The organism is Pantoea sp. Ae19-2, from assembly GCF_059801205.1.
Map to the genome: position 1 here is coordinate 413726 of NZ_JBCHWE010000001.1, position 21383 is coordinate 435108.

Below are 21383 nucleotides of genomic sequence, written 5' to 3' on the forward strand. Positions count from 1 at the left end.
CTGTCCTCATTCTTCTTGCCTCACCGCTGCCTTTGTCTGGTTTATTATTTTGTGTTTATTTATAAATTCAGAATATTAAATCTAAAAATAAGCGTGGATAAGTGTTTGTGGTTGCCTGAGGGCGGTAATTGTTAAATTGCATCGTCGGTTAAGATTGCGGTCGGTTGTGGCAGAGAGCCGTCGCCGATACGCGCTTATACAAGCGTTTGATTTCGAAAATGAAGTCGGATTTTTACCTTACGGGGAGCCAGCGATGAAAAATTTAGCTTATAAAATTCAGTGTGAGGCGAAATGGAATCAGCTTCAGGAAACGGAAAAAAAACCAAAAATGAAAGATGTGATGATGTGCCTGATAAAGCGCCAGGCGGAAGGCATCATGACTCGTGATGTCGCGGATGAATGCGATATGTCTATTTATGCTGCGCGAAACTGGTTATTGAAACTGGAAAACAGTGGTTTATTAAAAAAAGAACCCGGGCGTAAATCCTGCAAGTGGTTCATCCTCTGAGTTTTAATTATCTTATTTCTGTCGTGATAACAGGCCCAGCCCTGAACGCTACGCTTTTTTTAAGGGACAACACATTATCAGCATGGCAACGGCGTGCATGAAAGGAAAAAGCGCCAGCTTAGTATGGCCTGGGGAAAGGGGAGCAGCGCAGCAGCAAGCTGGCTGCCCATGATGAGATTTCGGCCAGCACGGCAAAAACGCCCTCGTCTCAAGCGCGCCGTAGCACGCGACAAGTCTGGCAGCCCGACAAGCAGCCCGTCCTTGCACAGAAAGCGGCCTGAAGGGGCACGACCGAATAAAAGCTGAGAGTAAACACAAACCGGCAGGCAGAACAGGCGATCACAAACGGCTGGCCGGGCGCAGCGGAAACGGTGACATCGCGTTAAACATTTAACGCAGCACTGAATCAGGCATAGTAATGAATATGCTTCTTGCCATGGACGGGCGACGTCTCGATTTTCGTCCTGACCTTGAACACGTCCCACAGAAGCGACTCTGTGAGTATCTCATCAGGCGTTCCCTGCGCAATCAGTTCGCCCTCCAGCATCACAATCAGCCGGTCACAAAACAGCGCCGCATGATTCAGATCGTGAATGGCGACAATGCTGGTGACCGGAAGCTCGCTAATGAGTTTCATCAGCTGGATCTGATGGTGAATATCCAGGTGGTTAGTGGGCTCATCAAGCAGAATTTCATTGGGCGCCTGGGCTAATGCTCTGGCGATGTGTACGCGCTGGCGTTCACCGCCGGACAGGCTCTGCCAGCCCTGATCGCAGCGTGAGCACATATCCACTCGCGTCAGCGCGGCTTCCACTATCTCATCATCGTGATGTGTCCAGCTGGAAAAAGGGGAGTGATGCGGAATCCTTCCAAGCTTTACGACATCACGTACGGTCATATTGGCGCTGGTTAACGCATGTTGCTCAACAAAAGCCACACGGCGGGCAAGCTGCTTTCTGGCAATCAGGGACAGATCCTTGCCATCCAGCATCACTTTGCCCGTGTGTTGCTTACGCAGACCGGCCAGCAGGCGCAGCAGCGACGATTTACCGGATCCGTTGGGCCCCAGTAAGCCTACGGTTTCGCCCGACGAGACCGCCAGGGACACATCGTTAACGATGACTTTTTTTCCTACCCGCCAGGTAAGGTTTTCCGCGCTGATGCTCATTATTGCGTCCTGGAGCGATAAATAATAATTGCAAAGAAAGGCACGCCAACCAGCGCGGTCACGACGCCAACCGGCAGGCTCTGCGGCGCAATCAACATACGTGAAGCAATATCCGCCAGGACCATCAGAATCGCGCCGGCGATGGCACAGGCAATCAGTAAGCGGCTGTGTAGCGGGCCGAAAAAGAAGCGCATCACGTGGGGAACGACCAGGCCGACAAAACCGATCGAGCCAGCCATACTGACAATCGTGGCGGTCATCAGGGCGGTTGCCGTGAACAGCACCAGACGCACCACGCCGACCGGAATCCCCAGCGAGGCGGCGGCGTCGTCACCAAAGGTAAATGCGTCCAGCGCGCGGGAATAATACAGGCAGACCGCTAAACCGATGACCACTATCATCAAAACCAGCTGAAACTCAGGCCAGCGCACGCCGCTAAAGCTACCCAACAACCAGAACATCACGTCACGCGCCTGTTGGGCATTGGCTGAAGTACTGATGGTATAGGCGGTAATCGCATTGAAAAGCTGCGACGCTGCCACGCCCGCCAGAATGGTACGCTCTGTGCCACCGCGTGCGCCATTGGTGAGTAGTGCAACAAAGGCAAAGGCGGCAAAGGCGCCGGTAAAGGCGCCCAGCGACAGGGAAATCGCACCGGCCCCGACGCCCGAGACCACGATCAATACCGCACCCGTCGATGCGCCGGCAGAAACGCCCAGTACGTAAGGTTCGGCAAGGGCATTTTTCAACAGGCTTTGCAGTACAGCACCGCAAATGGCCAGACCGGCACCGCTCAGCGCCGCAACCAGCGCACGGCTTAAACGAAAGTCCCAGATAACGCTTTCGTGAATACGGTTCACGGGCACATCCGTCATACCCAGTTTATTGGTCACGGTGTACACCACGGATTTCAACGGTATCGATAATTCGCCTACGCTGACGCCGAGCGCGATAACCATAAACAGCACGACGATGGCGATGATTGCGACAGCAATAAAACCCATGCCACGTCGTGCCTGAACAACCCCTTCACGCATTAATTCAGGCCCATCTTACGTAACTGTTCGCCAACCTGTTCTGCCCCGTAAAGGGTACGAATCGTCGGGTTCATTGCCTGACCGTCCATCACCACGATATGGCCTTTCTTCACCGCATCCAGCTGGCTGACCGCCGGATCGCTTTTCAGAAACTTAATCTTTTCTTCGGCGTTATCCAGTTTCCAGCGATTACGGTCAAGGCTGGTCACAACGATCACATCCGGATTGGTGGCAATAATGCTTTCCCAGCTCACGGTGGGCCATTCAGTTTCAGTGGTGATCGCATTATGGCCGCCTAACACATTGGCAATAAAACCGGATGCGCCGTTCTTACCGCCGACGTAAGCGTCGGCAGAGGGCGAGGAGCTGGAGAACCAAAACAGGAAGGAGAGATCTTTCTTACCTTTCGGGAAGGCTTTTCTCAGGGCGCTTTCGCGTGCTTTAAAGTCGTTGATCACCTGCTGGCCGCGATCTTCTACGTTAAAGATTTTGGCAAAATCGGCGATCTCTTGATAAACGTAGGACATATTCCACAGCGTGGCACGGCTACCGTAGATATCGCCGGTGTTCTGTTTTGTGGCACACATGCCCGGAGACAGATAGGTGTTGATGCCCACTGACTCAAAGTCTTCACGTTTGGCGACCTTGCTGTTCGGCCCCATCAGCAGCTGGATCTGTGCCGCAACAAAATCGGGGTTCTTCGCCAGAATGGATTCCAGCGTTGGGATCTCGACGGTCAGTACCGGCACTTTGGCATTTTGTTCCGCTAACTGCGGTAAGACTTTGGTCGGCCAGAATGCGCTGGCCACCATTTTGTCCTGCAGTCCCAGCAGCAGCAGAATTTCAGCGGTATTCTGCCCAAGCGCCACCACGCGTTCAGGTGCCTTGGTGAATGTTTCTTTCTGACCACAGTTTTCAATCGTCAGAGGATAGGTGGTTGCCCAGGCGGAACTCGTTGTCAGGAAAATAAAACTTAACAGGCTAAGCATTTTTTTCATTAGTATCTGTCCATTAATAAATGAGACTGCGTGCTTTTAACATTCTGGCGCGGCGGATTTTATCAGACCTAAAATGTAAATAGAAATCATTATTATATGAGTTGGCTTTTAGCTGAAATATATAAAAATTACTTGAGTGAAAGGAATCAACGTGCCAGCCTGGTCATTATTAAAATAAATAACACTGAGCTAAAACAGATGAGTAAACCCTTCATTACAATTAGAGGAGTAATAGTTAATGTAATGATAGATGAAATAATATTAACCATGAGAAGAGGGTGAAGTACGGCAATGCGCGGTTTAGCGTTCCTGACTGACTGACTGACTGACTGACTGACTGACTGACTGACTGACTGACTGACTGACTGACTGACTAGGTTGCGAGCGCGTTACGCGGGAAGGCGTCTGCGTTGCCCCGGCGCGGCGCGTCTGCAGCGCCAGCGACGTTTTCGGCAAGGGCTGGCGGCTCCATCTCTGCTCCATCATTCACACAAACTCCAGCAATCTATTCTGCTTATCATCCTGCCACTTTCGGGGAGGATAAGATGAAGACGCTGAACTATATCGCTAAATATGTTGAATATAACCTCAAAATCGTCAGGTGTTTTTTAATTAGCGACGTACTTTTCCATACGCAACGACTGCGCCCGTTGTTAAACAGAGAGCCGGATCTGATTCATCCTGTCACGTTGAATGAAAAAATGTGCTACAGGCTGCTCTATGACAGGAAGCCGCTTTATACGCTGCTGGCAGATAAGCTCGCTGTCCGTCACTACGTTTCCAGCCGCACGGATGAAGTCACGGTCGCGCCCTTAATTAAGACCTATAAAAGCACCAAAGAGATTGATTTTGCCGCGTTGCCCGATACCTTCGTTTTAAAGTGCAATCACGACAGTGGCAGCACGATAATCTGCAAAGACAAAACGGCGTTCGATAGTCAGTCTGCTTTATTAACGCTGGATTTAGCCCTGAAAAAGAACATGTATTACTGCACGCGAGAGTGGCAATACAAAGACATTACGCCCACCATTCTGTGTGAAGAATATATTGAACTGTTTGAGGGAAGGGACAGAAGCACTACGCCCGAAATGTTGCGTATTCACTGCTTCGATGGCAATGCGAGCATTATCGAAGCCGACTTTACTGATGAACAGGGCAGGGAGTACGTGAATGTGTACAACAGAAAATGGGAACTGCAGCCCTTCCAGATAGCCTATCCCCATCATCCTGTTTTTATACCGGAACCGGCGCTGTTTTATCGCGCCCTCTCTGCTGCGCAGGCGCTGGCAAAAGATATCGACTATTGCCGGGTCGATTTAATGCTAAAGGACGACAGCCTGTACTTCAGCGAGATCACGCTTACGCCACAGCGCGGTAAGCTCAAAATCATTCCCCAGGAATGGGACGCGATACTTGGCGCGATGTGGCAACAGCAGGCGTACCATAAAACCTTCCGCCTGCCTTCAAGCCCAGAGGTAGACTTGCGCTAGTCAGCGTCAGGCCAGCGCAGTAAAAAAAGGGAGCCGCCCTGGGATGATGTGCGGTAACGAATATCGCCCCCATGAGCCTGCATAATCGCCTTCGCAACGGATAAACCCAGCCCGCATCCCGCCGGGTTTATCGCACGACCTGCGGCGCCGCGTTGAAACGGCTCAAACATATGACGCTGGAAATCGTCGGGCACGCCCGGCCCCGTATCTTCCACCTCAATAAAAAACAGGTTGTCCCGATATCCGCTTCGGACCCTGACGATGCCCGGTGTGGCGTAATTAAGCGCGTTATCAAATAAAATGGTCAGGCACTGAATAATGCGCAGCGGATCACACCGCGTAACGGCATTATTTTGCTCAATGATGAGGTTAAATCCCTGCTCCCGAAACGGGTGACAAAACGATGCGCCAACGTTTTCCAGCACGTCGCTCATTGCCACGGCTTTCACATCCAGCGTAAAGGATCCGCCTTCTGCCGCTCCCACGACGCGCAAATCGTCGATAAGCCGTGATAATCCTTCTGTCTGCCGCAGCAGGCTTTTGAACAACGGCGGATCGGGTTCAAACACCTCTTCAACCAGCCCCTGCAGCCTGCCGCGTAAAATCGTCACCGGCGTTCTGAGTTCATGGGCGATCGCCGCATTCCAGGACTTTCTTTGGTTGTCCAGCGTCTGCAGCTTTTCCGCCATTTCGTTAAAGTCCCTGACTAACGTATTCACCTCCCCCAGGCTGCTCTGACTGTTTGCGGCGCGGGCGCTCAAATCGCCCTGAGAAATCCGGCGCAAACTGGTGGCAACGGAACTCAGGGGATTCAGTATCTTGGCGGAGAGTTTGAAAGCAAACAGTAAGGCAATCAGGAAGCTGATTATCGAGCTGATAGCGATCCAGACCCAGTCAAAAACCGTCATGCTTTCACTGTTGCTGGCGGACAAACCGCCGGGGAAATTTTCAATAATGAAGCTGTAAAACAGATAGGAACCGACCACGGCCACAATAATGATGGTGAACGTCAGGGACAGCATAAACAGAAGAATTTGCCGACTGAGCGCTTTATCTTTATTCACTTCTGTTCACCCAGCCGATAGCCTATCCCACGAATGCTTTCCGGTACGCCGTTTAAGCCACAGCCCTCAAATTTTTTACGCAACTTACTCATGTGGCTGTCTACGGTTCTGTCGAGCGTGTCGCTTTCGGGCAGGCAGGCATTGAGCAGCTCTTCACGGCTGAAGACCTTACGGGGATATTTTGCCATGTGCGTCAGAAGCTTGAATTCTGTGGTGGTCAGCACCGGCGTAAAGGTCTGTCCACCGCTGTGGATCTCCACACAGAACTCATCGGTGTAGATGGTCATAAAGCGGGTTCTGATCAGGGATTGAGGGACAGCCTGATTTTTTGCTCTGCGCAGCACGGCCTCAATACGGGCGACCACTTCCGAAGGATTAAAGGGTTTAACGATATAGTCATCGGCACCCAGGCGAAGCCCCATCAGCTTATCAATATCCTGATCCAGCGCGGTCACCATGATCACCGGCGTGTTGCTTTCTTTACGCAACGTTGAAAGCACATTCCAGCCATCGATTAGCGGCAACTGGATATCCAGCAGCACCAGGTCAGGCTGTAAGGTTTTAATTAAGGCCAGAGCGCTTTCCCCCTCTGCCGCATGTACCGCTTTCATTCCGGCGCGTTTGATATAACTCATTAATATATCAGAGATTTCAAAGTCATCCTCTGCCACAAGGATTAGATTGTCGTTGCTCATAACGCCCTCAAAATTAAAAACACCTGTTGCGGATGATGGGGCAGCACAGCCGGAGGAGAAGCGCGTCCTATCATCAGGAACATTACGCCTGTCATGACAGGCAGACCAGCAAAAGCACTGCGCACAGCATGAAACCCACAATCAGACCTTAGCCAAAAGAAAAGCAACGTCACGCGGCGACAGAAAGCATGGAACGCCGATTAGCTGATGCACCACTCTCTTTGCAGGATGGCGTAAACCTGCGTATTTTCATAAATCGCGATGCCATTGTGATCCGTGAATGACACATGCTCTTTAAAGCATCCTTCCAGCCGCATCCCCAAACGCTGACATAATCGCTGCGAACCTGCGTTGTCATCGGCGACATAGGCATAAATCCGCCTGACATTTTTTATCCGAAATAAATAATTAAACAGGCAGATTGCGGCTTCCTGAGCATAGCCATGGCCTTGATAGGCAGGATTCAGATACCATCCCACGTTCCGGGTACGGGCATCCGGTTCTTCGTCATCGCAGGCAAAAAGATGACCGATTAATTCGCCTGTCTGTTGCAGACACAGGGCAAACTGCGTGGCGTCAATGCTCCTTTTCCGCGCCTCCTTGACGGCGGCCTCAAGATCGGCCAGTTTCTCATCGAAAAAGCAGGCCGGATAAGGCGCGGATAAATAATTTAACAGGCCCTGAGCATCCTGTTGCAAAAAACGCCTGATGAAGACGCGTTCACTTTCAGCTATTTTCATCTCAAACCCTTTCCCGGGATAAAATAAAGGCGAATACCTTGTAATTTTGTGTCCAGATAATCTCTGTCCCTGTCAAAGTTCAGCATATATTATGTCCTGCGCTTTTAAATTGTCTATCGAATATATTGCGCGGTGTGCGACGTTTTTTTATTTTTACCTATCCATACTCTCTCCATAAACTTTACATAATAGGTCATTGTCAGGCGGGTACACTCCGGAATAATGCGCATTATTGGAGAGTATTCGTGATGACGCCGCGTAATTTAGTGAGGTCCGGTTTTTGCTTTTTATTTTTGCTGCTGTTCACCACCGGTTTGCATCCTTCCGGCGTCACACCGCTACAGCAAGCGTTAAGCGTTAAGGGGAGAAGCGCGATCGCGACGATGTATCGGCCAGTGAAAAAGATTAATCGCTATGAGCGAACCGCCCAGACGCCGTTCTGGGAGGCGGTCACCACCAATGCGCTGGCCTGCCGGGGCGGGCGCGTGACCCGGCTCCTGTATAAGGTCGCGCTGCGCCGACTAAAGGAGGCGTAAATGCACACAGCAAACAAGCCAGTTACCACCACGATGAATTGACAGACTGGCGTCTTACTTTAAAAAGCACGCACACGTGTGTGGCTTGCAGCGTAACAGGTGACGGTTTTCTGCCCTCATCTTTTTTATATTCAGTCAGGGTAAATCATGCCTCAGTTTTTTATTAATCGACCGGTATTTGCCTGGGTTATTGCCGTTTTTATTATTTTGTTTGGCCTGCTCTCCATTCCAAAATTACCCGTAGCGCTTTATCCCTCGGTGGCACCGCCGACGATCAGCATCACCGCCTCATATCCAGGATCAACGCCGGAAACCATGAACAACAGCGTGGTGGCGCTGATTGAGCGTGAGCTTTCATCGGCAAAGCACGTGCTGTATTACGAATCGTCCAGCGATACCAGCGGTATGGCATCCATTACGGTGACTTTTGCGCCCGGCACCGATCCTGAGCTGGCTCAGGTTGATGTGCAAAACCGTATCAAAGTGATTGAGCCGCGCCTGCCCCAGGTCGTGCGGCAGAATGGCCTGAGCGTTGAGGCCTCGGGCGCTAACTTTTTGATGATCGTCGGGCTGACGTCTAAAGATGGCAAACTCACTGAAGCCGATCTGAGCGACTACTTTTCACGCAATATCACGGAAGAGCTTCGTCGTATTGAAGGCGTGGGCCGCGTGCAGCTGTTTGGCGCAGAGAAAGCGATGCGGGTCTGGGTCGATCCGGTCAAGCTTAGCCAGTATCGCCTGACCGTCAGCGATATCAGTCGGGCAATCAACACGGAAAATACCCAGATCGCGCCCGGACGGACCGGTGACGCACCGGCGGTTGCTGGCCAGCAGGTCAGCTATCCGCTACTGGTCAAAGGCCAGCTTGGTTCACCCCAGGAATTCGCCAGTATTACCCTGCGCGCCAATCCGGATGGATCTCGCGTGGTGCTGAGCGACGTGGCGCGGGTTGAGCTCGGATCGCAAACCTACAGTTTTGCCACCCGTGAAAACGGACGCGTCTCTACCGCCGCAGCGATTCAGCTTTCGCCAGGCGCCAATGCGGTTAAAACCGCAGAGCGGATCAAACTCCGTCTGAACGAGCTGCGTCAGGCTATGCCAGAGGGAATGGCTTACAGCATTCCGTTTGATACGACGCCCTTCGTGAAGATCTCGATTGAGAAGGTCATTCATACCTTTATCGAAGCCATGATACTGGTCTTCCTTGTGATGTATCTGTTCTTACAGAATGTTCGCTATACCTTTATCCCGGCGATTGTTGCGCCGATTGCGCTGCTGGGCACCTTTACCGTGATGCTGCTGGCGGGATTCTCGGTCAACGTATTAACCATGTTCGGTATGGTGCTGGCGATTGGAATCATCGTTGACGATGCGATAGTGGTGGTGGAAAACGTCGAACGAATAATGACGGAAGAGGGGCTGGGCCCGAAAGCGGCAACGCAAAAGGCGATGAAGGAGATTACCGGTGCGGTCATCGGGATTACGCTGGTGCTGAGCGCGGTCTTTATCCCGATGGCGATGTCCAGTGGTTCCGTTGGGGCGATATACCGGCAGTTTACGCTCTCAATGGCGGTTTCTATCCTGATCTCCGCCTTCCTGGCGCTCAGCCTGACGCCGGCGCTGTGTGCCACGCTGTTAAAACCTGTTGATCGGCATGCTCATCAGAAAAAGGGCTTCTTTGGCTGGTTCAACCATAAGTTTGCAGCAATGACTTACCTTTACGGCCAGGGCGTAAGCCGTTTATTAAAACGGGTAGGCGGTGCGTTAGCGGTTTATGCGGCGCTGTGCCTGCTGTTCTTCCTGGCGATAAAAAACCTGCCGTCTTCGTTTCTGCCGGAGGAGGATCAGGGCTACTTTATGACCTCCATTCAGCTCCCCTCGGACGCGACCAGCGAACGCACGCTGAACGTGGTAAAAGCTTTTGAACAGCAGGTGCTTTCAAGCCCGGCGACGCAGTCAACTATCGCGATAATGGGGTTCAGCTTTGCGGGTTCCGGGCCTAACTCCGCCATGGCTTTCACCACCTTAAAAGGATGGGAAGATCGTCAGGGGGCCACCGCCTTTTCTGAAGCCGCGCGCGCGCAGAAAGTGATGTCAGCGAATCCTGAAGCGGAAACCTTTAATCTGATCCCCCCGGCTATTGACGAACTGGGGAACTCATCGGGCTTTACGTTGCGCCTGCAGGATCGCGGCGGCAAAGGCTATGCGGCGCTGAAAAAGGCGGAAGAGCAGTTGCTGGCGCTTGCGGCGAAAAGTTCTGTCGTCCGGGATGTGTACGTTGACGGCTTACCCGATGGGCAGATGATCCGGCTTAATATCGATCGACAAAAAGCCTTTGCGATGGGCGTGGCTTTTGATGAGATCAGCCAGACGCTTTCCGGCGCGATAGGTTCGCTTTACGTCAATGATTTTCCCAACAGCGATCGTATGCAGCAGGTCATCATTCAGGCCGATGCGAAATATCGTATGCAACCCGAGGATATTCTCAGGTTATACGTGCGCAATGCGTCCGGCGGAATGGCACCGCTCGCTGAGTTTGTTCATGCGGAGTGGGAAACCTCCCCGTTGCAGCTGGTTCGTTATCAGGGTTATCAGTCAATCAAGATAACCGGCAATCCCGCACACGGCTATTCAAGTGGCGATGCGCTGAACGAGATGAGCCGGCTGGCGAAACAGCTGCCAGAAGGTTTTGCAATAGAGTGGACCGGTGGCTCGTTACAGGAGCAGCAATCGGCCTCTGAAGCGCCTATGCTGATGGTGCTGTCCATGCTGGTGGTGTTCCTGGTGCTGGCGGCGCTTTATGAAAGCTGGTCAGTGCCGGTCTCCGTTATGCTGGTCGTGCCGCTTGGCCTGTTGGGCGCGGTCATTGCCGTCAGCCTGATGGATATGCAGAACGACGTATTCTTCAAAGTTGGCATGATTACGATTATTGGACTGTCGGCAAAAAATGCCATTCTGATTGTCGAATTTGCTAAACAGATGCACGAAGGCGGCAAAGGGCTGGTTGAGGCAACGCTGGAAGCCTCGCGGATGCGTTTACGCCCGATCCTGATGACGTCGCTGGCCTTTACCCTGGGCGTGGTACCTTTGATGCTGGCTAGCGGAGCAAGTGCCAGAACGCAGCAGGCGATCGGCAGTGGCGTATTTGGTGGGATGATCAGCGGCACGCTGCTGGCAATATTCTTTGTACCCCTGTTCTATTTTTCAGTGATGAAGGCGGTCGAAAAACTAAAACCGAAGCAGCGCTAAGCGCCTCTGAATCAGGCCGGGCGAGGGCAACATAGCCATTCGTCCGCTTGTCGGGTCAGATAGCGTATTAGGTCGTTAAGATGGCGTGATGATCTTTACTGCTGTGATGTGGCGTGACTGCGCCGCTGGCGTCAGTGCATGAGGGATGGCTGAGGGAACCGATTAGCGGTGCGGCATTCTGGCTTCGAACGCTTTGCCACTAAAGCGGGCATATTGCCCTGTAAGGCGCCAGAAGGCAGGCTGAGTCTCGGTGCAGATTTCAGCGGCCAGTACCAGACGGCGCTGCACATCTTCAGTCAGGTCAAGCTGTGTCCAGGGAATAAAATACCGTTGGCTGTCAGTCAACAACAACCACATTGGAGAACCACAGCCGGGGCAAAAATAGCGTTTACCCTGTAAGGACGAGGTGAAACATGAGGGCGAGGCTGACTGCCTGAGTAATGCTGGCGCACTGGCCGCTTCCATGTACATGGCAATCCCGCCTGACCATTTTTGACACAACGTGCAATGACAGGCATGCACGTTCATTTCATCGATCTCGACGGCGAACTGACACTCACCACAAAGGCAACGCCCGGTAAATGTTGTCAAAACCATCCTTGTACCCCAGAGCGGTAAATATGCGGGTGATAAAAAAGCCAGCTCTGAGAGCTGGCTTAACACGAGTGCGTCGGAATTAGAATTGATAAACCAGACCGACGGCCAGAATATTGTCAGTTGAAATGCCCGCTGCCTGAGTGAAGTCGGTTTCATCCAGCAGGTTGATTTTATAATCGATAATGGCTGACATATTTTTGTTGAAGTAATAGGCCGCACCTAAATCAACATATTTCACTAAATCCCGGTCGCCAAAGCCTTCAAGATCTTTCCCTTTTGATTGCAGATACGCGATGCTGGGGCGCAGACCAAAGTCGAACTGATACTGCGCAACGACTTCGAAATTCTGTGCTTTGTTGGCGAAACCTGGGTTGCCATTACCAACGCGTGTGGCATTGTAGGTTTGGGTATATTGTGCCGCCAGATAAACGGCATTGGCATCGTATTTCAGCGCGGCTGAATACGTTTCGGCATTATCACCCTCACCCAATGCCAGACCGTTCTGGTCCAGTGTGCGTTTGGAATGAGAATAGGCCACACCGGCATTGATGCCCAGAGGAGAGGCATAGGTCACTGCTGCACCGTAGCCGTCGCCGTTTTGCTTCGCAGCATTACGGTTATTATTCGTCACACTGTTGCCTTCAGCATCAGCACCGCCGTTTCTGCCTTGATACTGTAAGGCAAAGTTAAGTCCGGATACCAGGCCAAAGAAGTCGGTATTACGGTAGGTCGCCAGGCCATTGGCACGCTGTTGCATAAAATTATCGGAGCCATAGGTGTCGCCGCCAAACTCCGGCAACACGTCGGTCCAGGAGGTAACATCGTAAACCACGCCGTAGTTACGGCCGTAGTTGAACGAACCATAGTCACCGTATTTGAGCCCCGCGAAGCCTAAGCGCGTCCATGACTGGCTCTCAGATTTTTCATCGCGGTTCGCCTGCATGTTGTATTCCCACTGACCAAATCCGGTCAGTTGGTCGGTGATCTGCGTTTCCCCTTTTACACCGAGGCGAGCATATGAATTGTCACCACGTTCACCTTTATCACTGGTGAAATAGTGCAATCCCTGCATTTTACCGTAAAGATCTAATTTATTACCGTCTTTGTTATAGATTTCTGCAGCATTTGTTACACCTGCTGCTAACAATGTAGTTACTGCCACTGCAACTAATTTAAGTTTCATGAGAGAAATCCTGTAGTTTTATTTTATATTAACGAGAACCACTGATGGATGAGGCGCGCTTAAATGGCTCACTACTTTTAAATGACAATGCGGTATGAATTCAATAATAAGTTTCCTGCCATTTCGATTTATTTGTGTTTGTATGATCTGCGTCTAAATAGAAGGGCTGGTGTGTTTTCTGCTTGTCTTAAAATTATTGTTTTTATATTGTCGTTGTTGCTATTTTTTTAATGCTCCGTTGTTTTTTATGGGTTCTTTTTTTTGTTCTTATTATGACTTATTTGTTAATTGTTTTTTCTGGCATTCTCTGGTTTTTATAACTTCATTAATAAAAGAATAAAGATGAGGGAAGTGTTTTTACGTAATTAAAGGTTTTGCATTTATTGACACTGAAGGTGAGATCTTACCCTGAGAGACGGATTAATAATGTACAGCGTTTATTTGCGCTTTGTTAAAATAGTGTTTAATAAGAACGAGGTGTTTAAAAAAGTGGATATGTTTATCACAAGTATTTGTTAACCGTGTTTATCTTCCCGGATCTACGTCCTCAGCAAAACTGTTGAGTTTCTCAACATCCATTCACCGTTAACTGCCTCACATCTTCACTTTCAGAATGAAATGGTTAATCAATCTCTCTTTTCTTTTTGAAAAGCTCCCGTTTTTTATGCGTGATAATCATCACTCTTATGCGACCACATGTCTGGGACATTGAGGCTATGAAATATCATAAAATCAAATGATTATATTTTTTGATTGTTATTCTTTCGGTGTTGGCACGCACGCTGCAATACATTCTGCGTATTCAACACAGGAGAAGTTTACATGGCATATAAAATTTTGCTCCCTCAGGAAATAATGGCAGATGGGCGCGCTTATTTAGAAAGTCGGGGTTATGAGCTGATTACCGGTTCAGGTATGGAAGAAGACGACATTATTCGTGATATTCCTGACTGCGACGGCATTATTGTGCGGCTATCAAAAATGTCTGACCGCGTTTTTGAGGCAGCAAAGAAACTGAAAGTCGTCGCCCGGCACGGCGCGGGCTACGACACTGTTGACCTTGAGTCGGCCAAACGTCATGGCGTTGTTGTTCTGAACGCGCCCGTTGCTAACAGCATGTCCGTAGCAGAACTGGCTATTTTCTACATGTTGCACTGCTCGCGTAACTTCAGGCTGGTTGAAGAGAAGATGCTGGAGGATTACTACTGGGCTAAATTGCGCACGCCAAAGGTCGAACTGGACGGTAAAACGCTTGGTTTAGTGGGCGTCGGTAATATTGGCTCGCGCGTCGCGCTCAAAGCGCTGCACGGTTTCAACATGAAAGTCATTGCTTACGATCCCTATAAAACCCAGGCGGAAATGCCAGAAGGCGTGGAGCGTACCGAGGACTTTGACCGCATTTTTCAGGAAAGTGACTTTGTCTCTCTGCATTGTCCAACCACCTCGGAAACCCAGGATTTCGTCGGCGAAAAGCAATTTGCCATGATGAAGCCCACTGCATATTTCATTAATACCGCTCGCGGCAAGCTTGTGGATGAAAAAGCGCTGTATCACGCGCTCGCTAACCATCTTATCGCCGGTGCCGGCCTGGACGTCTTAAAGAAAGAACCCTTCGACCCGAACGATCCTGTTTTCTCACTCAGTAATGTCGTGATTGGTCCGCATATTGGTGCCGCCACAAAAGAAGCCACTGACAGAGCTTCACTGCATACCGCAATCGGTATTGATGAGGTTTTGTCTGGTAAAAAACCCACCTGGCCCGTTCCTGGCTTTGGAGAATAAGATGACTATTGGCAATCGTATTTATTTAAAACGTCCTGAAGGCAACCCTGAATTACTCAAAGCGTACGCGCAACTGCCCGCTGCGAATATTGCGGACACCATGAATCGTATTGCCGTACTGGGCAACGGTATTCAGCGTATTTCTTCACCACAAAAACCGGTCATGGCGGGTTATGCCATTACCGTTAAAGCCCGGGCTGGCGACAACCTGATGCTTCACGCAGCACTGGATATGGCCACGGAAAACGACGTCATCGTGGTATCCAACGAAGGCGACCGTTCTCGGGCGTTGATGGGCGAAATCATGGTGGCTTACGCCCATTACTGCAAGAAAATCGCCGGTATCGTTCTGGATGGGCCCATCCGCGATATTGATGCCTTATCGGTACTGGACTTTCCTCTGTTTGCCACGGGGTCAAACCCGGCTGGCCCGTTTAAAGAAGGCCCCGGCGAGGTCAATACGCCGATTGCCGTTGGCGGGGTTGCGGTATCGCCCGGCGATCTCATTGTCGGTGATGCGGATGGCGTGATTGTTGTTCCCTTGGGTGATGCGGAAGCCTTGCTTGAAAAAGCAAAAGCCTATTCAAAATTTGACGCGAGCAAAGTCGAGGCGGCCAAAAACGGAACCGCCAACCGTGCCTGGGTCAGAAAAACACTGGACGAGAAGCGCGTTGAGTTCATTGACGACGTATTTCGTTAGTCTGCCTGGCTAACATCGATTAGCTCAAGCCACGGAAGCCATGCTTCCGTGGTGATAAAGCAAAGGTAATAAAATATGTTCTATTTAAAACTTTTCCCGATCGTATTCTTTCCGGTTTTATTTTGGATAATACCGAATCCTGAAGAGATTTCCGCCACGACCTGGCATATGGTCGGCATTTATCTGGCGATGCTGTGCGGACTGGTATTTCGGCCTTTCACTGATGCGATTATTATGCTGATCATTTTGGGCATCGCATCGATCTTCATCGATCCGCATATTCTTTTCGCGGGTTACGGCACCTCAATGGTCTGGTTTATCATCAGTGCCTTTATTATTTGTAAGGCATTTGTCATTACCGGGCTCGGTAAGCGTATCGCTTACGTTCTGTTAAAACGCTACGGTAAAAATACGCTGACGCTGGGTTATCTGATGATGGTAACGGATACGGTGCTGGCCCCGGCAACCGGATCGAATATGTCGCGTTCTGGCGGTATCGTTTATCCCATTTTCAGAAATATAGCTGAGGCACTGGGATCGAAACCAGACGAGGGTAGCCGCCGGATCGGCGCCTATCTCACTATCCTGATGTATGTGGTGTCGATGGGGACGTCGAGCCTGTTTTTAACCGGTATGGCAACCAACGCCATTACTGTTTCACTGGCTAACGAAATCATGAAGGTTAATCTGGACTGGATGACCTGGTTTAAGGCTGCCATCATTCCTGCCGGATTTATCCTGCTGCTGTGTCCTTGGCTCCTTTACAAAGTCTATGCGCCAGAACTGAAAAAGATCGATAACGTTAATGAGATTGCTGAGCAGGGGCTGCGTGAACTGGGGCCGGTCAAACGTGAAGAGAAGCTGCTGATCGTCTTCTTCATCATGGGCGTTTTGGGATGGATGACGGGATCAATTACCGGTATTCCTTTTATCCCGGTCGGATTTGCCTTTCTCGCCTGTCTGTTGTTATTTAAAGTCCTTAGTTGGGAACATGTCGTCAGCGAGAAAGCGGCCTGGCAGACATTTGTCTGGTACGGTGCGTTTTACGGATGCGCCGTTGCGCTGTCAAAAGGGGGATTCTATGTCTTTCTGGTCGGCGTCATTAAAAACTACCTTGACCTGTCTCATCTCAGCGAATTTAGCGCAATCGGCGTGCTGATCTTTATCAGTCTTGCTGTGCGTTACTTCTTTGTGTCCAACAGCGCATTTGTTGTCTCCTTCTATCCCGTGCTGTTCACCCTCGGTATGACCACCCAGGCAGAACCGATGTATGTTGCCTTGTCTCTGGCATTCTCGGCGGGTTACGGCGCACTTCTGACGCACTACGGTAACGGCGCTGGCGTATTTACCTTCTCCAGTGGCTACGTGCCGCAAAAAACCTTCTGGCTGTTGGGCACCATGATGGTGCTGATTAACGTCATCGTTTATTTCCTGATTGGTCTTCCTTACTGGAAATTGATAGGTATTTAACCGGAGGATAAAGATGAAACTGGATTTGCTTATCAGAAATGGCCTGACGGTGGACAGTGACAAACAAGATTACCTCAGGCGGGATATTGGCATCATCGGCAACCGTATTGTTGACCTTGAAAACGTTGACAGCACCGAGGCGGAAACGGTGATTGATGCAGCGGGTTGCCTTGTTCTCCCCGGATTGATCGACTTTCATGCGCATGTTTTCCACGGCGGGACGGCGATAGGCGTTAACCCGGATGTGGTTTGTTTACCCAACGGCGTAACCAGCGTTGTCGATGCCGGCAGTAGTGGCTGGGTAAACTATAAGTTGTTCCGTAACAGCGTGATTAATACGGCTACCGTGAAGATAAAAAGTTATCTTAATGTGGTCAATGTTGGCTTGTCTACGCTGGGTGGCGGGCCAACGGGATACCTGGAAAACACCAATCCGGCCAACTATAACCTGCCACGCATCAGGCAGGTATTAAGCGAAAATAAAGAGAATATTCTTGGGCTGAAACTGCGTTACAGCCAGGATATTGCCAAAGGCAAGTCGTACAGCAGCGATCCGTTTTTAACCACGGTTGCGCTGGCGCGTGAGCTGGAGACGTCACTCTGTGTGCATGTCACCGATTCCTTTCTGCCGGCGAATGAGCTCATTCAGCATTTCAACGCGGATGATATCTATGCGCATTGTTTCCACGGGACAGGCCATACCATTCTCAACGGTCGGGGCGAGGTGTACCCGTCTGTTCTGGCGGCACAGCAAAGAGGCGTAGTCTTTGACTGTTCAAATGGTGTGGCGCATTTCGATTTTAACGTTGCCCGCAACGCGATGGATCAGGGGTTCTACCCGGATATCATTAGCACCGACTTAACGCAGCGCAACAGTCTGCGTACAGATAAGGTCTACAGTCTGCTACATGTCATGTCTAAATATCTCAATATGGGCATGTCTTTGTTTGAGGTTATCAGGGCGGTCACGAGCACGCCGGCACGACTCATGAAAATGCAAGGGCAGATAGGTACGCTGGAGCCGAAGGCATTTGCCGATATTTCGGTGGTAAAACTGCGCAATGAAAAAATTGTTTTCGAAGATACTCAGGGAGCCAGACTGCAAGGCGAACGCTATATCGATAACTGCGTCACGATCAGTAATGGTCAGATCTGCTATCGGCGCCTGCACGGCTAATTTTTAACTACCTCGCCTCTCAAGCCTTGTGACCTGAATATAACAAGGCTTTTTTTACTCAAGCTGGAATGACGCCTGTCAATATCTCATTCATCGTTATCCTTATACTCGATGAAATAGCGAGCGACAAAAGCGAATCTTCAATGAAGTCTAATGAAATCGTCATTTTCTCCGTTTCAAAAACCATCACCCAACGCATTTTAAATGTTCTTATTGAAAAGCAGCTTGAACTGCCAGTGTACGAAACGGGCTATTCAGAAGTATTAGATAAAGCGAATGAAATGATTCGGTCTGGAACGAAAATCATTATTAGTCGTGGCGGGACTGCCGTGCTTCTTCGCAGCAATGTGACCATTCCGGTGATCGAGATAGCGCATGATTTTCATGGCATTTATCGTATTCTTAAGCAGGCGAAAAATAAATCGCAAAAAATTGCTGCGGTAGGTTTTCCCCAATTTTGTAACGCGCTCAAGCATTACCAAAACATGACCAATGAAAATTTAAAAATCTGTCAGGTCTATAATCACTATGACATCGAAAGTGTTGTGAAAAATCTTGCAGAAAATAACTACAAAGTCGTTATAGGCGGTCTGACGGTTGCAGAGATGGCGAAGAAATATGACCTCAATGTTGTGATGGGGGACACGGATAATAATTCAATTGAGCAAGCCATCAACGAGGCCTTCAGTTTGCTGAAATATATCAATCAGGAAAGTCTGAAGTTGGATATGAGCTATTCCGCGATGAATCAGTCTCGTGAAGGCATTATGTGCATTGACCAAATGGGGGAGGTGGTGAGCATTAACAACAGAGGGAAAACCCTTTTTCAGTGTCATGCTGGCGATAAAATTTACCGCAAAGACGCTTTCAAAGAGGTTTATCGCTCAATTATCGATGAGTCAGACGTAAAGGAAATGATCGTAGAACTCGACGGTGATTTTATCTGTACCTCAATAAAGCATTACACCAAGCGCCAGGATGGCTATTCCATCGTTACCGGGTTTATTCAGGGGAAGAGCCAGTGGCGAAACAGTGCAGACAAAAAGATAAAACAGCAAGGCTTTTATACTCGCTACGCTTTTGATGACATTATTGGTCATTCAGCCAGCATTAACATCGCGATTGATAAAGCCAAGCTGTGCGCGCGTCATGATGCCCCCATTCATATTTTGGGTGATACCGGCACCGGCAAAGAACTCTTTGCGCAGAGTATTCATCATCACAGCATCCGAAAACATGGCCCCTTTATCGCAATCAACTGTGCTGCCATTCCTGAAAACCTCCTGGAAAGCGAGCTGTTTGGCTATGCTGAGGGGGCATTTACTCATGCGCGGAAAGGTGGCAAGCCCGGCGTGTTCGAAATGGCGATGAAGGGAACGGTTTTTATTGATGAGATCAGCGAAGCGCCGCTCAATGTGCAGGTTAAATTACTGCGTGTCCTGCAGGAAAAGCAGTTTGTCCGTCTGGGGGGAGAGGCGCTCATTGCGGCAGACTTTCGGCTGATTACCGCCAGCAATAAAGATCTGCATGTTTTGGTTCAGTCGGGCGTTTTTCGCCAGGATCTTTACTACCGAATCAATATCCTGGAACTCAGGCTGCCTGCACTGGCTGAGCGCGAAGGGGATATTGAATTACTGGCGCGGCATTTACTGCATCAGCAGGGAAAAGAGATCGCGTTTACTCCGGATGCGCTGGATGTCTTAAGGCGGCACCGCTGGCCGGGTAACATCCGCGAATTACAGTCGGTTATCTACAGGCTGGCCGTGTTTCACGATCGCGATGTTGTGGACAAAGACGAACTGCTCAGGGCCGTGCGGGTTGCCGATGATTTTGGCTCTGCCAGCCAGCAATCCCTGCTTTGCGAGCCTGCGGAGAGCGAAACCCATTTGCTTAAAAAGCAGGAAAAACACCTCATCACGCGTATCATCACCCAAACTCAAGGGGATAAGGTCAGGGCGGCAGCCATCCTTGGCATCAGCCCGACCACCCTGTGGCGTAAGTTGAAAGAGTACGATCTTAACGGCTAACCGCGGCTGGCGAAGCGGCTTTGATGTGGTCAATAAATGCCCTTAACGCCGATGACATATAGTGGCGATTAGGATAGTAAAACTGCAGGCTGGGCTGCTCTGGTAACCACGCTTCCAGTACCGGAACCAGACGGCCAGCTGCCAGTTCATCTTTTACCTGTTCGTGATAGAGGTAGCCCAGTCCGGCACCGCACAGCACAGCATCACGTTGAGCGTCCATATCGTCCAGCAGGATATTACCGGCCGGAAGTATCTCAAGCCTGCCTTCCGGGCCGCTGAATTCCCATTGATAAATGCGACCGCTGCCGTGACGGAACATCACGCACTGATGATTCATGATGTCACGCGGGTGTTCAGGCGGTGCATGGCGGGCGAAATAGTCCGGGGTTGCCACCACAACCAACCTGATTTTGGGCCCAACGGGAAGCGCGATCATATCTTTTTCAAGCCTGCTGCTGAGGCGAATACCCGCGTCAAATCCCTCTTTCACGATATCGACCAGCCGGTCTTCCGTTGTGATTTCCACACGGATATCCGGATAAAGCCGACTGAATGTTGCCACCAGTGGGATTAACACCATGCGCGAGGCAAGACGCGATGAGTTAATTTTTAGCGCGCCCATGGGCGTCTGACGAAAACAGTTAGCCTCATCGAGTATCACATTGATTTCATCAAAGGCCGGGCGCAAACGCTCATACAGATTTGCTCCGGCTTCTGTCAGGGCAACGCTACGCGTTGTGCGATTGAACAGCCGGATTTTCAGCCGCTGCTCAAGTTGCTTTATTGCGTGGCTGACCGCCGAGGGCGACAGGCCAAGCTCGTCACCGGCCGCGCGAAAACTTTTGTGGCGTGAAACCGCGATAAAGGTCGCAAAGTCATAGACGTTCAGTTTCATTGGTGAAAATCTCTCATTAACCCATCTCAAATCATACGTTTCACACACTAATGTGGCGAGCGTAATG

19 protein-coding genes are annotated in these 21383 nt (G+C 50.3%); 9 read left to right on the top strand and 10 right to left on the bottom strand.

The window, feature by feature from the left end; genetic code table 11:
* Nucleotides 1-166 precede the first annotated feature (166 nt).
* Nucleotides 167-508: a FaeA/PapI family transcriptional regulator gene (locus tag AAIE03_RS01960; RefSeq protein WP_227022906.1), complete on the top strand. Its 342-nt coding sequence runs from the start codon at nt 167-169 to the stop codon at nt 506-508.
* A 406-nt stretch (nt 509-914) separates the two neighbouring features.
* Here the strand turns inward: AAIE03_RS01960 and eitC are convergent, their stop codons facing one another.
* The 4 genes from eitC to AAIE03_RS01980 all read right to left on the bottom strand — a co-directional run bounded on the left by eitC (nt 915) and on the right by AAIE03_RS01980 (nt 4197).
* Nucleotides 915-1676, bottom strand: a complete 762-nt coding sequence (gene eitC / locus AAIE03_RS01965; protein ID WP_014605212.1) for a siderophore ABC transporter ATP-binding protein EitC — start codon at nt 1674-1676, stop codon at nt 915-917.
* Nucleotides 1676-2713 carry a FecCD family ABC transporter permease gene (locus AAIE03_RS01970; protein WP_498562719.1) on the bottom strand — a complete coding sequence of 346 codons (1038 nt, stop codon included), beginning with the start codon at nt 2711-2713 and terminating at the stop codon, nt 1676-1678. Before AAIE03_RS01970 ends, eitC begins: the two co-directional genes overlap by 1 nt.
* Nucleotides 2713-3711: a siderophore ABC transporter substrate-binding protein EitA gene (eitA, locus tag AAIE03_RS01975; RefSeq protein ID WP_013026843.1), complete on the bottom strand. Its 999-nt coding sequence runs from the start codon at nt 3709-3711 to the stop codon at nt 2713-2715. Before eitA ends, AAIE03_RS01970 begins: the two co-directional genes overlap by 1 nt.
* A gap of 300 nt (nt 3712-4011) precedes the next feature.
* A complete protein-coding gene (locus AAIE03_RS01980) occupies nt 4012-4197 on the bottom strand; it encodes a hypothetical protein (protein WP_498562720.1) in 186 nt (61 codons plus the stop codon).
* 59 nt (nt 4198-4256) lie between these two features.
* On the opposite strand from AAIE03_RS01980, the gene AAIE03_RS01985 reads away from it, so the two are divergent.
* Nucleotides 4257-5201 (top strand): ATP-grasp fold amidoligase family protein, encoded by a 945-nt coding sequence (locus tag AAIE03_RS01985; protein WP_161610921.1) that lies wholly within the window; start codon nt 4257-4259, stop codon nt 5199-5201.
* Here AAIE03_RS01985 and AAIE03_RS01990 read toward each other — a convergent pair.
* The 3 genes from AAIE03_RS01990 to AAIE03_RS02000 form a co-directional block, all read right to left on the bottom strand.
* Nucleotides 5198-6265 carry an ATP-binding protein gene (locus AAIE03_RS01990; protein ID WP_028715551.1) on the bottom strand — a complete coding sequence of 356 codons (1068 nt, stop codon included), beginning with the start codon at nt 6263-6265 and terminating at the stop codon, nt 5198-5200. The two genes, AAIE03_RS01985 and AAIE03_RS01990, sit on opposite strands and share 4 nt — an antisense overlap.
* Nucleotides 6262-6960, bottom strand: coding sequence for a response regulator (locus tag AAIE03_RS01995; RefSeq protein ID WP_014594389.1), 699 nt, complete (start codon nt 6958-6960; stop codon nt 6262-6264). The genes AAIE03_RS01990 and AAIE03_RS01995 overlap by 4 nt, the downstream gene beginning before the upstream one ends.
* A gap of 200 nt (nt 6961-7160) precedes the next feature.
* Nucleotides 7161-7700 carry a GNAT family N-acetyltransferase gene (locus tag AAIE03_RS02000; protein ID WP_013026839.1) on the bottom strand — a complete coding sequence of 180 codons (540 nt, stop codon included), beginning with the start codon at nt 7698-7700 and terminating at the stop codon, nt 7161-7163.
* 248 nt (nt 7701-7948) lie between these two features.
* Here AAIE03_RS02000 and AAIE03_RS02005 point away from each other — a divergent pair, with 248 nt between their 5' ends.
* Both AAIE03_RS02005 and AAIE03_RS02010 read left to right on the top strand, forming a co-directional pair.
* Complete coding sequence (locus tag AAIE03_RS02005; RefSeq protein ID WP_145032823.1) at nt 7949-8236, top strand: hypothetical protein; 288 nt, start codon at nt 7949-7951, stop codon at nt 8234-8236.
* Nucleotides 8237-8383: 147 nt separating this feature from the next.
* On the top strand, nt 8384-11485 hold the full coding sequence (locus AAIE03_RS02010; protein ID WP_158151036.1) for a multidrug efflux RND transporter permease subunit: 3102 nt from the start codon (nt 8384-8386) through the stop codon (nt 11483-11485).
* 162 nt (nt 11486-11647) lie between these two features.
* On the opposite strand, the gene AAIE03_RS02015 is transcribed toward AAIE03_RS02010, so the two are convergent.
* Nucleotides 11648-12076 carry a GFA family protein gene (locus AAIE03_RS02015; protein ID WP_158151038.1) on the bottom strand — a complete coding sequence of 143 codons (429 nt, stop codon included), beginning with the start codon at nt 12074-12076 and terminating at the stop codon, nt 11648-11650.
* A gap of 85 nt (nt 12077-12161) precedes the next feature.
* Nucleotides 12162-13265: a porin OmpC gene (gene ompC, locus AAIE03_RS02020; protein WP_105083405.1), complete on the bottom strand. Its 1104-nt coding sequence runs from the start codon at nt 13263-13265 to the stop codon at nt 12162-12164.
* 822 nt (nt 13266-14087) lie between these two features.
* Between ompC and AAIE03_RS02025 the strand changes: the two genes are divergently transcribed.
* From AAIE03_RS02025 to AAIE03_RS02045, 5 genes are all read left to right on the top strand, one after another.
* Nucleotides 14088-15047 carry a hydroxyacid dehydrogenase gene (locus AAIE03_RS02025; protein WP_498562721.1) on the top strand — a complete coding sequence of 320 codons (960 nt, stop codon included), beginning with the start codon at nt 14088-14090 and terminating at the stop codon, nt 15045-15047.
* Between the two features lies 1 nt (nt 15048).
* Nucleotides 15049-15747, top strand: a complete 699-nt coding sequence (locus AAIE03_RS02030; protein ID WP_029570528.1) for an RraA family protein — start codon at nt 15049-15051, stop codon at nt 15745-15747.
* Nucleotides 15748-15822: 75 nt separating this feature from the next.
* On the top strand, nt 15823-17217 hold the full coding sequence (locus tag AAIE03_RS02035; RefSeq protein WP_014605220.1) for a DASS family sodium-coupled anion symporter: 1395 nt from the start codon (nt 15823-15825) through the stop codon (nt 17215-17217).
* Between the two features lie 13 nt (nt 17218-17230).
* Entirely contained in the window at nt 17231-18394 is a 1164-nt protein-coding gene (locus tag AAIE03_RS02040) for a metallo-dependent hydrolase (protein ID WP_019106125.1), read from the top strand.
* A gap of 143 nt (nt 18395-18537) precedes the next feature.
* On the top strand, nt 18538-20421 hold the full coding sequence (locus AAIE03_RS02045) for a sigma-54-dependent Fis family transcriptional regulator (protein ID WP_194761176.1): 1884 nt from the start codon (nt 18538-18540) through the stop codon (nt 20419-20421).
* Here the strand turns inward: AAIE03_RS02045 and AAIE03_RS02050 are convergent.
* Nucleotides 20411-21316, bottom strand: coding sequence for a LysR family transcriptional regulator (locus AAIE03_RS02050; protein ID WP_194761177.1), 906 nt, complete (start codon nt 21314-21316; stop codon nt 20411-20413). The two genes, AAIE03_RS02045 and AAIE03_RS02050, sit on opposite strands and share 11 nt — an antisense overlap.
* Nucleotides 21317-21383: the final 67 nt, after the last annotated feature.

Excerpts from the sequence above, each read along its gene's own strand:
- eitC (WP_014605212.1), bottom strand. The coding sequence starts at position 1,676 with ATGAGCATCAGCGCGGAAAACCTTACCTGGCGGGTAGGAAAAAAAGTC.
- AAIE03_RS01970 (WP_498562719.1), bottom strand. The coding sequence starts at position 2,713 with ATGCGTGAAGGGGTTGTTCAGGCACGACGTGGCATGGGTTTTATTGCT.
- eitA (WP_013026843.1), bottom strand. The coding sequence starts at position 3,711 with ATGAAAAAAATGCTTAGCCTGTTAAGTTTTATTTTCCTGACAACGAGT.
- AAIE03_RS01980 (WP_498562720.1), bottom strand. The coding sequence starts at position 4,197 with ATGATGGAGCAGAGATGGAGCCGCCAGCCCTTGCCGAAAACGTCGCTG.
- AAIE03_RS01985 (WP_161610921.1), top strand. The coding sequence starts at position 4,257 with ATGAAGACGCTGAACTATATCGCTAAATATGTTGAATATAACCTCAAA.
- AAIE03_RS01995 (WP_014594389.1), bottom strand. The coding sequence starts at position 6,960 with ATGAGCAACGACAATCTAATCCTTGTGGCAGAGGATGACTTTGAAATC.
- AAIE03_RS02000 (WP_013026839.1), bottom strand. The coding sequence starts at position 7,700 with ATGAAAATAGCTGAAAGTGAACGCGTCTTCATCAGGCGTTTTTTGCAA.
- AAIE03_RS02005 (WP_145032823.1), top strand. The coding sequence starts at position 7,949 with ATGACGCCGCGTAATTTAGTGAGGTCCGGTTTTTGCTTTTTATTTTTG.
- AAIE03_RS02010 (WP_158151036.1), top strand. The coding sequence starts at position 8,384 with ATGCCTCAGTTTTTTATTAATCGACCGGTATTTGCCTGGGTTATTGCC.
- ompC (WP_105083405.1), bottom strand. The coding sequence starts at position 13,265 with ATGAAACTTAAATTAGTTGCAGTGGCAGTAACTACATTGTTAGCAGCA.
- AAIE03_RS02025 (WP_498562721.1), top strand. The coding sequence starts at position 14,088 with ATGGCATATAAAATTTTGCTCCCTCAGGAAATAATGGCAGATGGGCGC.
- AAIE03_RS02030 (WP_029570528.1), top strand. The coding sequence starts at position 15,049 with ATGACTATTGGCAATCGTATTTATTTAAAACGTCCTGAAGGCAACCCT.
- AAIE03_RS02035 (WP_014605220.1), top strand. The coding sequence starts at position 15,823 with ATGTTCTATTTAAAACTTTTCCCGATCGTATTCTTTCCGGTTTTATTT.
- AAIE03_RS02040 (WP_019106125.1), top strand. The coding sequence starts at position 17,231 with ATGAAACTGGATTTGCTTATCAGAAATGGCCTGACGGTGGACAGTGAC.
- AAIE03_RS02045 (WP_194761176.1), top strand. The coding sequence starts at position 18,538 with ATGAAGTCTAATGAAATCGTCATTTTCTCCGTTTCAAAAACCATCACC.
- AAIE03_RS02050 (WP_194761177.1), bottom strand. The coding sequence starts at position 21,316 with ATGAAACTGAACGTCTATGACTTTGCGACCTTTATCGCGGTTTCACGC.